11 protein-coding genes and 1 tRNA gene are annotated in these 13,100 nt (G+C 67.3%); 4 read left to right on the forward strand and 8 right to left on the reverse strand.

All coding sequences use genetic code 11. The annotated features are described in order from the left end of the window. Positions 1-267 precede the first annotated feature (267 nt). The 6 genes from GS4_RS16280 to aceE all read right to left on the reverse strand — a co-directional run bounded on the left by GS4_RS16280 (position 268) and on the right by aceE (position 8,771). A complete protein-coding gene (locus GS4_RS16280) occupies positions 268-1,719 on the reverse strand; it encodes an acyl-CoA carboxylase subunit beta (RefSeq protein ID WP_007622504.1) in 1,452 nt (483 codons plus the stop codon). 34 nt (positions 1,720-1,753) lie between these two features. Further along, positions 1,754-3,019, reverse strand: a complete 1,266-nt coding sequence (locus GS4_RS16285) for a KasA/KasB family beta-ketoacyl-ACP synthase (protein WP_007622506.1) — start codon at positions 3,017-3,019, stop codon at positions 1,754-1,756. After that, positions 3,016-3,324 (reverse strand): meromycolate extension acyl carrier protein AcpM, encoded by a 309-nt coding sequence (gene acpM, locus GS4_RS16290; protein ID WP_007622508.1) that lies wholly within the window; start codon positions 3,322-3,324, stop codon positions 3,016-3,018. The genes GS4_RS16285 and acpM overlap by 4 nt, the downstream gene beginning before the upstream one ends. A 130-nt stretch (positions 3,325-3,454) precedes the next feature. Then, positions 3,455-4,363, reverse strand: coding sequence for an ACP S-malonyltransferase (locus GS4_RS16295; RefSeq protein ID WP_040510820.1), 909 nt, complete (start codon positions 4,361-4,363; stop codon positions 3,455-3,457). Positions 4,364-4,557: 194 nt separating this feature from the next. Beyond that, positions 4,558-5,829 carry a PucR family transcriptional regulator gene (locus GS4_RS16300; RefSeq protein WP_007622511.1) on the reverse strand — a complete coding sequence of 424 codons (1,272 nt, stop codon included), beginning with the start codon at positions 5,827-5,829 and terminating at the stop codon, positions 4,558-4,560. A gap of 212 nt (positions 5,830-6,041) precedes the next feature. Further along, positions 6,042-8,771 carry a pyruvate dehydrogenase (acetyl-transferring), homodimeric type gene (gene aceE, locus GS4_RS16305; protein WP_245555721.1) on the reverse strand — a complete coding sequence of 910 codons (2,730 nt, stop codon included), beginning with the start codon at positions 8,769-8,771 and terminating at the stop codon, positions 6,042-6,044. 368 nt (positions 8,772-9,139) lie between these two features. Between aceE and GS4_RS16310 the strand changes: the two genes are divergently transcribed. From GS4_RS16310 to GS4_RS16325, 4 genes are all read left to right on the forward strand, one after another. After that, complete coding sequence (locus GS4_RS16310; RefSeq protein ID WP_007622513.1) at positions 9,140-9,766, forward strand: Rv2240c family protein; 627 nt, start codon at positions 9,140-9,142, stop codon at positions 9,764-9,766. Between the two features lie 190 nt (positions 9,767-9,956). Next, a complete protein-coding gene (locus tag GS4_RS16315) occupies positions 9,957-10,394 on the forward strand; it encodes a DUF3052 domain-containing protein (RefSeq protein ID WP_007622516.1) in 438 nt (145 codons plus the stop codon). Further along, a complete protein-coding gene (locus GS4_RS16320) occupies positions 10,391-10,885 on the forward strand; it encodes a redoxin domain-containing protein (protein WP_007622517.1) in 495 nt (164 codons plus the stop codon). The genes GS4_RS16315 and GS4_RS16320 overlap by 4 nt, the downstream gene beginning before the upstream one ends. 104 nt (positions 10,886-10,989) lie before the next feature. Then, a tRNA-Val gene (locus tag GS4_RS16325) sits at positions 10,990-11,064 on the forward strand. Positions 11,065-11,145: 81 nt separating this feature from the next. On the opposite strand, the gene GS4_RS16330 is transcribed toward GS4_RS16325, so the two are convergent. Next, positions 11,146-11,931, reverse strand: a complete 786-nt coding sequence (locus GS4_RS16330; protein ID WP_007622519.1) for a CPBP family intramembrane glutamic endopeptidase — start codon at positions 11,929-11,931, stop codon at positions 11,146-11,148. Between the two features lie 45 nt (positions 11,932-11,976). Next, complete coding sequence (locus GS4_RS16335; RefSeq protein WP_040510843.1) at positions 11,977-13,065, reverse strand: NAD(P)H-binding protein; 1,089 nt, start codon at positions 13,063-13,065, stop codon at positions 11,977-11,979. Positions 13,066-13,100 lie beyond the last annotated feature (35 nt).

Genomic DNA, 13,100 nt, shown 5'->3' on the forward strand with positions numbered 1-13,100 from the left:
CCTGGCTGCAACAGCGGGTCGGCTGAGCGCTCCTCTGTCCCCGTGCGGGCGACACCGAAGCGGGACTCCGGTGTTCGGTGCGTTTCTGCTAGGCCGTCGGCGCGCTGGCTCGGAATCGACTCGCTCAGGTGAGCTCTCGCGAGAGAGCTCCCGAGTAGAAGGAGTCTCTGCACGGAACGTCTTCGGCCCCGTGTGGTTCCGGATACGAAACAGCCCCGGTGATCGACGATCACCGGGGCTGTTCCCTGGTCTGCTGTGATCAGTCGATCACAGCGGGATGTTCTTGTGGCGGCCGCGCCGTGCCGGCGCCTTCGCGAGTGCCTCGGCGATGATGCTGCGCGTCTTTGCGGGATCGATGATCTCGTCGACCACCCCGATGGACTGCGCGCGTCCCACGCCGCCTGCGATGGCCTCGTGCTCCACGGCAAGACGCTCGTGCAGCGCCTCGCGCTCGTCGTCGGGCGCGGCGGCCAGTGCCTTCTTGTGCAGGATGCCGACCGCGGCCTTGGCACCCATCACGGCGACCTCGGAACCCGGCCACGCGAACACGGCGGTCGCGCCGAGCGCACGCGAGTTCATCGCGATGTAGGCGCCGCCGTAGATCTTGCGCGTCACCAGCGTGACGCGCGGGACCGAGCACTCGGCGAAGGCGTGCAGCAGTTTCGCGCCGCGTCGGACGACACCGTTCCACTCCTGACCCACACCGGGCAGGTAACCCGGGACGTCGGTGAGGACGATCAGCGGTACGCCGAAGGCGTCACACAGGCGGACGAATCGTGAGGCCTTCTCAGCACTCTCGGAGTTGAGGCAGCCGCCCATCCGCAGCGGATTGTTGGCGATGACGCCGACGCTGCGTCCGGAGAGTCGACCGAAGCCGACCACGATGTTCGGAGCCCACTTCGCCTGGATCTCCTCGAAGGTGGAGATCTCGGTCTCGCCGTCGGCCGCGAATTGGCGGTCGAGGAGGTTCTCGATCACCGGATGGACGTCGTAGGCCCGTCGGTTGGACTCGGGGAGCAGGGCCTTGAGGTCGGTGTCGCCCGCCTCGGCCTGCTCGCGGTTGAAATGGCCCTGCTGGTTGAACGTCGAGACGAGTCGGCGTGCACGCCACAGGGCGTCGGGCTCGGAGTCGGCGGTGATGTGGCTGACGCCCGACTTCCTGCCGTGCGTCAGCGGGCCACCGAGCGACTCCATGTCGACCGACTCACCGGTCACGCTCTTCACGACGTCGGGACCGGTGACGAACACCCGGCCGGCCGGCGCCATGATGACGACATCGGTGAGCGCGGGACCGTAGGCGGCGCCGCCGGCCGCGAAGCCGACGACGACCGAGATCTGCGGGATGTATCCGGAAGCTCGGACCATCGCCTCGAACACGCCACCCACCGCATGCAGGGCCTCGACACCCTCGGCCAGGCGCGCGCCGCCCGAATGCCAGATGCCGACGACCGGCGCCTGCTCGGTGATGGCGGTGTCGATCGCGTTCACGATGTGAGCACAACCCACCACACCCATGGCACCGCCCATCACGGTGCCATCGGTGCAGTAGGACACAGTTCGGACTCCGTTGACCAGGCCGACCGCGGCCTGCACACCCGATTTGTCTCGGGGGTGCAGGAGCGACACCGTTCCTTCGTCGAAGAAATTGGTGAGTCGCAGCAGCGGATCCCGCGGATCTGCTGCTTCCTCACGGCCGGTGATGGGGGCCAAAGTAGTCATCGCTAGTCTCCTGCGTCCCGGTGGTTGATGTTGCTCAGTAGCGACCGAAGGCGAGCGCCACGTTGTGCCCACCGAATCCGAACGAGTTGTTCAAGGCGTAGTCGAGCTGTCCGTAGCGAGCCTCGCCATGGACGACATCGACGTCACACTCCGGGTCCTGGTTCTCCAGGTTGAGCGTGGGCGGGATGACCCCGTCCTCGATGCTCTTCACCGTGATGACCGATTCGAGTGCACCGACCGCACCGATGGAGTGTCCGAGAGCGGACTTCGGTGCGTAGACGGCCGCGTGCTGCCCGACCGCGGAATTGATCGCCGTCGCCTCCGCGGTGTCGCCGACCGAGGTCGACGTCGCGTGTGCGTTGACGTGGGCGATGTCGGACTTCTGCAGACCCGCCGACTGCAGTGCCCGGGTCATGGCCCGGGCAGCTCCGGTTCCCGCGGGATCCGGGGCCACCAGGTGGTAGCCGTCGGAGGTGATACCCGCACCCAGCAACCGGGCGTGGATGTGTGCCCCGCGAGCCTTCGCATGCTCTTCGCGCTCGATGATCATCAGCGCGGCGGCCTCGCCGAAAACGAAGCCGTCACGATCGGAGTCGAACGGACGAGAAGCTGCAGCCGGATCGTCGTTGCGGGTGCTCATCGCACGCATCATCGCGAAACTCGCGATGGGCACCGCGTCGATGTGACCCTCGACGCCACCACAGACGACCATGTCCGCGTCACCCATGACGATGTGCCGCCATGCGTGGGCGATGGCCTCCGAGCCCGACGAGCACGCCGAGACCGGGGTGATGACGCCTGCCTTGGCGCCGACGTTCAGACCGATGACCGCGGCCGGCCCGTTGGGCATCGACATCGGCACGGCCAACGGCGACACCTTGCGGTAGTTGCCGGTGGACTCCATGGCCTGCACGGCGTCGACCATCGCGTCTGCGCCGCCCTGACCGGTACCCATGACGACGGCCAACCGCTCGGGGTCGACCTCGGGTTCACCGGCCTGCGACCACAGCCGCTTGCTCATGACGTGAGCCATGCGCTCGACGTATGCCATCCGTCGGGCTTCCACGCGGGTGACCTCGTCGGTGGGGTCCTTGACCAACCGGCCGCCGATGCGGACGGGGAGATCGTATTCGGACACCCACGGATCGGTCAGTTCCCGGATGCCGGACTCACCGGCAACCAGGTTCTTCCACGTGGTGTCGAGATCCTCGCCCAGGGACGTGGTGGCCACCATGGAGGTGACCACCACGTTGGGGAAATTTCCCCCCAGCGTGGAGTACTCGCGGAGGGAATCGGTCACGAATCCGCCTTGTCGGCGTCGACCTTCGCCTGGATCGCGGCGGCGGCCTCGGGGTTCTCGGACTCGAGCTTCTGGATGTAGCCGACAGCGTCACCGACGGTACGCAGTCCGGCCAGATCCTCGTCCGGGATCTTCACGCCGTACTTGTCCTCGGTCTGCACGGCGATCTCGACCATCGACAGCGAGTCGATGTCCAAGTCGTCGACGAACGACTTCTCCAGAGTCACCTCGGACGGCTCGATGCCGGTGACTTCCTCGATGATCTCGGCGATGCCGGCAATGAGTTCTTCCTGGGTGGCGGCCACTGTGTGGCTCCCTTCTTCGCTTGCTCTGCGTTGTGTCGTTCCGGAGCACCGTGGACGCTGAGCCCACGCGTGCTTGGACAACCGGGGGTTCCGGTTTTCCGGGGGTCAGGGCCGGATGGGCCCGTGACCGCTATCCAAGTTCGGTGAGGGCGTCGAGGTCCTCAGGCGTCTTGAGCGCCCGTCCGGGCGTTCCCTTCAGCTCGCGCTTCGCGATGCCGACCAATGTGCCGGCCGGTGGCAGTTCGACCACCGAGTCCGTCCCGTGCTCGCGCAGGTAGGCCGAGCACAGATCCCAACGCACCGGACGGGTCACCTGACCCACTAGTTTTGTCAGGGCTTCGGCACCGTTCGTTACAGGCTGCCCATCGGAGTTGGACAACAGTGTCCGGTTCGGGTCGTTCGGCGTGATCCGATCGGCGGCCTTGGCGACGGCCTCCTGCGCCGGTGCCATGAACCGCGTGTGGAAGGCCCCGGCGACCGCGAGCTTGCGGATGCGGGCCTTCTGCGGCGGGTCGGCGATCAGCTCGTCGATCTTGTCGACCGCACCCGCGGCGACGATCTGACCGACGGCGTTGCGATTCGCGGGGATCAGGTCGAGTTCGTCGAGACGCGCCAACACGGTGGCTTCGTCGCCACCGAGGACCGCGGCCATGATGGTCGGCTCGAGTGCGCACGCCTTCGCCATCTCGGCACCGCGGATCGCCGCGAGTGAGACGGCTTCGTCGGAACTGAGCACGCCGGTGATGGCGGCCGCCGCGAGTTCGCCGACGGAATGTCCCGCGACGATGGTGTCGGCCGGCAGCTCACCGCGTTTGGACAGTTCGTCGAAGGCGAGCAGTGCGGACGCGACCACGAGTGGCTGGGTCACCGCGGTGTCGGTGATCTCCTCGGCGGTCGCAGTGGTTCCCAGACGCTCGAGATCGAGCCCGGTCAGCTTCGACCAGGTGGCGAGCTGATCACGCGCACCGGCCAATTCCAACCAGGGGATCAACATCCCCGGAGTCTGTGAGCCCTGTCCGGGCGCAAGCAACGAAAGCACGTGACCAGGGAACACCCTGAGGGCCTCTCGTGTGGGTGTTGCTGCCCATAGACCTTGCCGCAGAGTTTTGTGGGGTTCCCACAAACGTGTCGCTTCCCGTGCTGATCCCTTTATCACTCCGAGATTCGTTACCGAAACGTGTCCGCGGCGCGTTCAACAGCAGAAATAGAGATCATTGATGTTACGCAAGATGCTCAAGTGCCTTGTGAGGGCGTTTCGTTGGCGAAGTGTGTCAATCGACCCACTGTCGCGGCGACCCGTAGGACGTATGCGTCGCGCGGGTTCGTGGGATCCCGACCCGTGATATCTGACACTTTCTTCAGTCTGTACCTCACCGTATTTGGATGGATGAACAGTTCGCGCGCGCACGATTCGACCGATCCGCCCGAATCGAGATACGTCTCCAGAGTGCCGCTGAGGGTGGCGCCCCCCTTGAGCAACGGCCGGACGAGTGACTCGGTCAGCGCGGTCACCGCCGACGAGTCACCGTTGAGAGCACGCTCGGGCAGCAGTTCGAGACTGTGGACGGGCCGGGGTGCGCTCGGCCAGCCGACCACCGCGGCCACCCCGGCCATCGCCTCGGTGGCGCTGCTGTGCGCGCTGCCCAGGTTGGGGGTGGTCGGTCCGATGACCACCGGCCCCTCGGCGAAGTGGTCGAGCAACTCGGTGAGGAAGCGGTCGGTGGTGCGGATCTCACCGCTGATGATCGCGACCAGGAAGCTGCCCTGCACCACCGAGAGTGCGGACCGATCGTAGGAGCGGGCCGTGTTGTGGATCGCCAGCGGCACCGAGACGTTCTGCTCGGGCGGTGGCGTCCCGACGATCACGGTCGCCGGGGCGTCGGAGTCCCAGTTGAGTGCGGCGGCGCGCGACAGCAACTGCGGGCCGGTGTCGCCACGGACCACCGCATCGACGACCAGCGCCTCGAGTCGGGAGTCCCACGCGCCGCGGGATTCGGCGGCGGAGGCGTAGATGGAGGCGGCCGCGAACCCGATCTCACGGCCGTAGCGGAGCACCGACTCGGTCAGCGCACGCAGCTGGGCGTCGTTGCGGGCGAGGAGCGGCAGCCACTTCTCGAAGAACTCCATCGCGACGCGGACCATCTCGACGGTCTGCAGCAGTGTGATCCGACGTGCCAGGTCTTGCGGAACCACCTGGAAGGCCTGGACCGTGAACTTCACGTTGCCCTCGGGGTCCTGGATCCACTCGACGAAGTTGACCACCGCGGTCTGCACGACCAGTTGCACACTGGCTCGCTGCGCGGCGTCGAGATCGCCGAAGTAGGGGAGTTGGTCCTGCATCGAGTGCACGGCCTCGGTGGCGAGCCGGCCGCTGTACTGCTTCACCCGGCGTAAGAGGGTGTCCGGCAGTGCGTCGTGGACCGTGGCGGGCGCCGGCACATGGGCGCCCCGCTCACCGAACACATCGGAGGGCGGTGGCGGCTGGTTGAACCGGGCGTCGGACACCCATCCAATCTAGCCACCAGGGCACTGCCGAGGTGCGCGGACGGCGCGGGGGCACCCGACCGTCCGCCCGACCGACAACCGCCACCCGAGCAGGAGGGCGTCGGGTGGCGGTGTGTCGTCTATTAGCCGGATCAGCAGCCGGACCTCAGCAAGTGGACCTCAGCAAGCGGGGCCTGCGGGTGGGGTCAGGCGGGTGGTTCAGGCGTATGGGTTCAGGCCACGCCCGGGTCGCTGGTGTCCTCCGGCGCCGCGGCGACATCGGTGATCTGGTACTTCTCGGCGGCCTGTGCCGCAACCGAATGATCGATGTGGCCGTCGTCGGCCAGTGCGACGAGCACCGCGACCGCGATGGACTGCGCATCGACGTTGAAGAAGCGTCGAGCCGCGGTGCGGGTGTCGGAGAAGCCGAAACCGTCGGTGCCGAGCGTGCGGTAGGTGCCCGGCACGTAGGCCCGGATCTGCTCCTGTACGCCGCGCATGAAGTCGCTGGCCGCGACGAACGGTCCCGGCACCTCGGCGAGCACCTCCGTCAGGTACGCCCGCGCGGGCGTCGACGACGGTTCGCGCAGAGCCGTCCGATCCGCTTGCGCGCCGTCGCGGGCGAGCTCGCTCCACGACGTCACCGAGTACACGTTTGCGCCGACATCCCATTCGTCGGCCAGGAGTTCCTGTGCGACGAGTGCGTCGTTCATCGTGACGCCGGAGACCAAGATGCTGGCCGGATGACTCTTGCCCGCGGGGGCATCGGCGAACCGATATATGCCCTTGAGGATGCCGGCGACGTCGAGGTCGTCGGGCGCCGGCGGCTGCACGATCGGCTCGTTGTAGACGGTGAGGTAGTACAGGATGTTCTCCTGCTTCTCGCCGTACATGCGCTCGAGTCCGTCGGTGATGATGTGGCCGAGTTCGTAAGCGAAGGCCGGGTCATACGCAGCCACCGCCGGGTTGGTGGCGGCCAGCAGCAGCGAGTGACCGTCGGCGTGCTGGAGCCCTTCACCGGTGAGTGTGGTGCGGCCTGCGGTCGCGCCGACCAAGAAGCCGCGCGCCATCTGATCCGCGGCCGCCCAGAAACTGTCGCCGGTCCGCTGGAACCCGAACATCGAGTAGAAGATGTAGAGCGGGATCATCGGCTCGTCGTGGGTCGAGTAGGAGGTACCGACCGCGGCGAAGGAACCGGCCGAGCCCGCCTCGTTGATGCCCTCGTGCAGGATCTGCCCCGCGGTGCTCTCCTTGTAGGCGAGCATCAACTCGGCGTCCACCGATGTGTAGAGCTGGCCGTTGCGGTTGTAGATCTTGAGTGTCGGGAACCACGAGTCCATACCGAACGTACGTGCCTCGTCGGGGATGATCGGCACGATGCGGTGGCCGATCTCTTTGTCGCGCAACAGGTCCTTGAAGATGCGGACCAGCGCCATGGTGGTCGCGACCTGCTGCTTGCCCGACCCCTTGCCTGCGGTCTTGAGTGCCTTGGAGACATCCGGGCGCAGGACCTTGGTGCCGCGCCGACGTTCGGGGACGAAGCCGCCGAGCGCCTTTCGGCGATCCAGCATGTACTGGATCTCGGGCGCGTCGGCTCCCGGGTGGTAGTACGGCGGCAGGTACGGGTCCTTCTCCAACTGCTCGTCCGTGATGGGGATCCGCTGGGTGTCGCGGAAGTCCTTCAGGTCGTCGAGGGTCAGCTTCTTCATCTGATGGGTCGCATTGCGGCCCTCGAAGTGCTTGCCCAGCGTGTAGCCCTTGATGGTGTGGGCCAGGATGACCGTCGGCTGGCCCTTGTGCGCCAACGCCGCAGAGTACGCCGCATGGATCTTGCGGTAGTCGTGTCCGCCGCGCTTCAAGTTCCAGATCTGGTCGTCGGTGAGGTTCTTGACCAGTTCCTTGGTGCGCGGGTCGCGACCGAAGAAGTGTTCGCGGACGAAGGCGCCGTCGTTGGCCTTGTAGGTCTGGAAGTCGCCGTCGGGGGTGGTGTTCATCAGGTTGACCAACGCGCCGTCGCGATCGGCGTGCAGGAGTGCATCCCACTCGCGGCCCCAGACGACCTTGATCACGTTCCAGCCCGCGCCGCGGAAGAACGACTCCAGCTCCTGGATGATCTTGCCGTTGCCGCGCACCGGGCCGTCGAGACGCTGCAGATTGCAGTTGATGACGAAGGTCAGGTTGTCGAGGCCCTCGGTCGCGGCGACGTGTGCCAGGCCGCGGGACTCCGGCTCGTCCATCTCACCGTCGCCGAGGAACGCCCACACGTGCTGGTCGGAGGTGTCGGTGATGCCGCGGTCGTGCAGGTAGTGGTTGAACCTCGCCTGGTAGATGGCGTTCATCGGCCCCAGGCCCATCGAGACCGTCGGGAACTGCCAGAAGTCGGGGAGCAGGCGGGGATGCGGGTACGACGGCAGACCGCCGCCCTCGCCCGCGTGGCTGTGCTCCTGGCGGAAACCGTCCATACGCGCTTCGTCGATGCGGCCCTCGAGGTAGGCGCGCGCGTAGATGCCCGGTGAGGCGTGGCCCTGGATGAAGATCTGGTCGCCGCCGCCGGAGTGGTCCTGGCCGCGGAAGAAGTGGTTGAAGCCGACCTCGTACAGCGCGGCCGACGAAGCGTAGGTGGAGATGTGCCCGCCCACACCGACACCCGGTCGCTGGGCGCGGTGCACCATGATCGCGGCATTCCATCGGATGAAGGCACGGAAGCGACGCTCGACGTCCTCGTCACCGGGGAACCACGGTTCGCCCTCGGTGGGGATGGTGTTGACGTAGTCGGTCGAGGTGAGCGCGGGGATCGACACACGCTTCTCGCCGGCACGCTCGAGCAGTCGGAGCACGAGGTAGCGCGCACGGGCGGGACCGGCCGCATCGAGCAACCCGTCGAAGGACTGCAGCCACTCGCTGGTCTCGTCGGGGTCGATGTCGGGCAGATACGAGGCGACACCCTCGCGGATCACCCGCACGCGATTGCCGGACTGGTCGTCGGAGCGCGTGGGGCCGGAGCCGTTCGCGCCCTCGGACGTTTGCGCAGCGGGGTCGGGTCGACTCCCTGTCGCTTCCTGCCCGGTACCTGTCCGTCCCGTCACTGCCTGTTCGGTCACTGTGTTGCCTACTCCCTCGATCGTCCGGTGTCACGGTGGTGTCCCGGGATGCGATGTGCGTGGCCGAGCCGCTCCCGATGGTGGATAGGGCGTCTTGGTCCACCTTCATCGTGCCCCATGTGACCTCTGTGGGCATCGGGTGGGACTGCGGTGCCCGACACAGTTCTGGTCTGAGCGTCACCTGCGCTAGGTTGCTGGTGGAACTGACTCGCGCGTAAGGGAGGGCGACGATGCAGTTGGGGGATTGCGCACTCGCCCGCGACACCGCGCCGGTGGGGGGCCGCGGCGCCGTGTCCCGGCGTGGCGGTGTCGCGCTGGCGCTGGTCGCGGGGGCAGTGATCGTCGGTGGTTGCTCGAGTGTCGACGGGTCCGGAACGGCTGCGTCCGGGCAGGTGGCGGCCTACCGAGCCGAGGTGACGGCCTCGCGTGCCGAAGCCGTACAGAAGGCGGGGACCGACGTGTGCTCGACGAGCACGTCGGCGATCGTCGTGATGGTGCAGGGATACAACACCTTCATCCGACAGTTGAACGCCACACAGTCCTACGACCGGATCGGCGATTCCGACGAGAAGGCCCGCGCCGGTCTGATCGCCGGAGCCGATCAGATCCGCGGCGCCCTCGGCGACCGGACACCGACCGATGTCGGAGACCCGGCCCGTACGTTCCTGAACACCACCGGTGAGTTGGGCGCGCTGATCGGCAAACGCGAACTCGGAGGACTCAACCCGATCTCGGACCGGTGGACACGCGAGAAGAACGCGGTGTTGGCAGTGTGTGGGAAGTATCGGCCGCTGCCGCCCGCGACGCCGAGCGATCAGGGCACGGCACCGTCGAGCGGCGCAGTTCCGCCGCCCTGACCTGCGGCCGGTGTGTACGGCGCGGCACCGCATCCGGCGACCCGAGCGGTGGGGACGGTGGGGCCACCGCCCCGTCGGACAGGTTTCGGTGACGATCTCGACCGAACACGGCTGTTCGGCTTGCGTTGGGACGCTCTAGGCTGTTCCCTAAGCTGACAGTCGAGTCGCATCTGCAAGGAGGTCGTACGCGGTGGTTGCCGCCACGGAGTCGGACAACACCGGGGGCAGTGCTGCCCAGAAGCTCGGGTTCACCTCGGGCCTGGTGGTACAGGAACTCGGATGGGATGAGGACGCCGACGACGATCTGCGCGCCGACATCGAGGACGCGATCGGCGCAGACATGCTCGACGAGGACGCGGACGACGTCATCGATGTCGTGCTCCTCTGGTGGCGTGACGACGACGGCGATCTCGTCGATGCGCTGATGGACGCGATAGCGCCGTTGGCGGACGACGGTTTCGTCTGGGTCATCTCGCCCAAGACCGGCACGACCGGTCATGTGGACCCGAGCGAGATCGCGGAGGCCGCTCCGACGGCCGGTCTGACACAGACCACCGTGGTCAGTCTCGGGAACTGGTCGGGTTCACGGCTCGTGCAGCCGAAGGCCCGACCCGGCAAACGCGCATGACCGACGGAGCCGACCCGAACGTCCCCATCGCCCCACTCCCGGTCGGCAGCAGCGCCCCGGACTTCGCACTGCGCGATCAGAACAATCAACTGGTCTCGCTGCGTGACATCCTGACGACGCGGCGGGCTCTCGTGGTCTTCTTCCCGCTGGCGTTCACCGGCACGTGTGAGGGCGAACTCGGCTACATCCGAGACCACTTGCCCCAGTTCGCCTCCGACGACCTGCAGACGGTCGCGGTATCGGTCGGCCCGCCGCCCACGCACAAGGTCTGGTCGTCGGCGCAGGGGTTCCTCTTCCCGGTGCTCGCCGACTTCTGGCCGCACGGCGAGGTCGCTCGCTCGTACGGCGTCTTCAACGACCGCAACGGCTACGCCAACCGCGGTACCTTCTTGGTCGACCGTGACGGCACGATCCTGTTCTCTGACATGGTCGGGCCGGGGGAGTCACGCGAGCACGCGCTGTGGGAGAAGGCTCTGCTCGCACTCCCGTGAGAGCAGGGTGCGGTGTCGTCGTTTTGGACGGGACGCCGTTTCCGTTACATTCAGTTCTTGGCGTCGGGCGCCGTGATCTCTCGCAGCACATCCCCGGCACGCCGGCGCGTATAGCTCAGCGGTAGAGCTCTGGTCTTACACACCAGCGGTCAGGGGTTCGAATCCCTTTGCGCGCACCATCACATCCCGCCCCGAATCCGTAGCGCGAACAGTGCGGAATCCGCGTGTCAGAGCTACAAGAGCGCGCGAGGAACGGCGGGTCAGCCGAAGATCGGCGGCAGGGCGAAGAGGACGATCGCCGCCCAGACCACGTGGGTGCAGATCGGGGCGAGCACACCACCGGTCGCCCGACGCAGGATCGCGCAGACGATACCGAGGATCACCGCGGCGAATCCCAGCATCGGGTTGCCGCTCGCGAGGGTGGCGATGACGTAGAGCACCGTCGAGGTGAGCAGCGGTCGGTATCCGTGTGCGGCCGAGTAGACGGCTCCGCGGAAGAACAACTCCTCGGCCACCCCGTTGCCCAGGGTGATCAGCGTGACGACCACGATGCTGCCGTAGTCGGCGAAGTCGAGTACCTGGACGACGAGCCGGCTCAGCGTCGGGATCTCACGGGTGATCAACGCGCCCACCAGGAATGCCCCGCCGACCGCCGCGCCGACGACGGTGCCCAGTGCCACCGCGCCGCTCGTCGTCCGATACTCCGCCACGCGGCCCGCGGGGGCGATGTCACCGCTGACCCGACGCCGGATGCCGAAGCGACCCATCGAGACATGTCCCGATGCCAACGCGCCGATCACCCAGATGAGCGCCAGTCCGATGGTCAGTGGGTAGAACGCGGTGTCACCCGGATCCACCGACAACGAGAACCCCAGTGTGACGGCACCGGCGACCAGGAACACGGTCGCCACGATCCGTCTACGGCGTAGCGCCGCGGGAGAGTCGATGTCGCCGGGCGCCTCGGTGAAGACTGCCGATACGATGCTGCGGACCAGGCCGGTCGACGCGACGGGTTCGGTGGTGGTGGTGCTGGGCTCAGGGGTCATGGACTATCGGTTCCTCCGGATTCGGGTGTCGGGGAATCGAACGGATCAGGGCCAGGAGGCGAGCGAACTCGCCAGCCGGATGGGGGCGGTGGCCGTGTCGATCACGCCGCGCACGCCGTTGCGCACCCCGCGGCGGAGGCGAACCCAATCGCCGCCGGCCCAGTCGGGGTCGGTCTCGGCCAGGTGATGGACGTCGGCGAGCTCGCAGACCGGGCGCGGATAGCGACTGTGCACCGCGGCGCGCACGGCGACCCGGATCGGCAGCAGCCCGCCCGGCGGGTCGGGGACGATCGATCGGATGCGGTTCTCGCTCGCGTTCATCGGATGGTCCAACGACGTCACCAGATCGGCGGTCAGCGCGAACGGCACCGGGATGACGGCTCCGCCCACGGCCCCGGCCAGCCGGGTGGGCACCGGCGGTGCCCACACCCGCAATCGTGGGTGGGGGATGGCGCGCAGGTATTCCTCGATCATCGTCCGGTACTTGCCGCGGTCGGGTCCGGCGATGTCGTACGCGCCGGCGGTGACCACCGGGTCGGCGACCTCGGCGAGGTAATAGAGGACGTCCCGGATCGAGATCGGGTCCATCGGGTTGTCGATCCAGGACGGCAGCGGGATCACCGGCAGGCGGTCGGAGAGGTAGCGGATGATCTCGAACGAGGTCGAACCGGCGCCCAGCACGACCGCGGCGCGCAGCCACACGACGTCCGGACCGTCGGGAACACTCAGCGCATCGCCGACCTCGGCGCGGCTCGCCAGATGCGTCGACAGTCCGTTCTCGCCGCCATCCGGGACGAAGCCACCGAGATAGATGATCCGTCCGACACCCGCGTCGCGGGAAGCCTCGGCCACGGTTCGCGCCGCGGCTCGGTCGGCATCGCGGAAGTCGGCCTCGCCGATGCCGTGTAGGAGGTAGTAGAGCGCGTCGACATCGCCGGCCGTACGCAGGGCCGCAGCGACGGAATCGGCGTCGTGGGCGTCCATCGCGACGGGCGTGACGCGGTCGTGCCAACTGAAGCGCCGCAACGAGTCGGCGTTGCGGGAGGTGACCACCACTTCGTGTCCGCGGCCGAGCAACGTGCAGACCAGGCGGGAGCCGACGTATCCGGTGGCTCCGGTGACGAGCAGGCGCATGCGCTCCACCATAGGGAGACATCGCCGGACTCGCG

Source organism: Gordonia soli NBRC 108243 (assembly GCF_000334455.1).
In the GTDB taxonomy this organism is placed as follows: Bacteria; Actinomycetota; Actinomycetes; order Mycobacteriales; family Mycobacteriaceae; genus Gordonia; species Gordonia soli.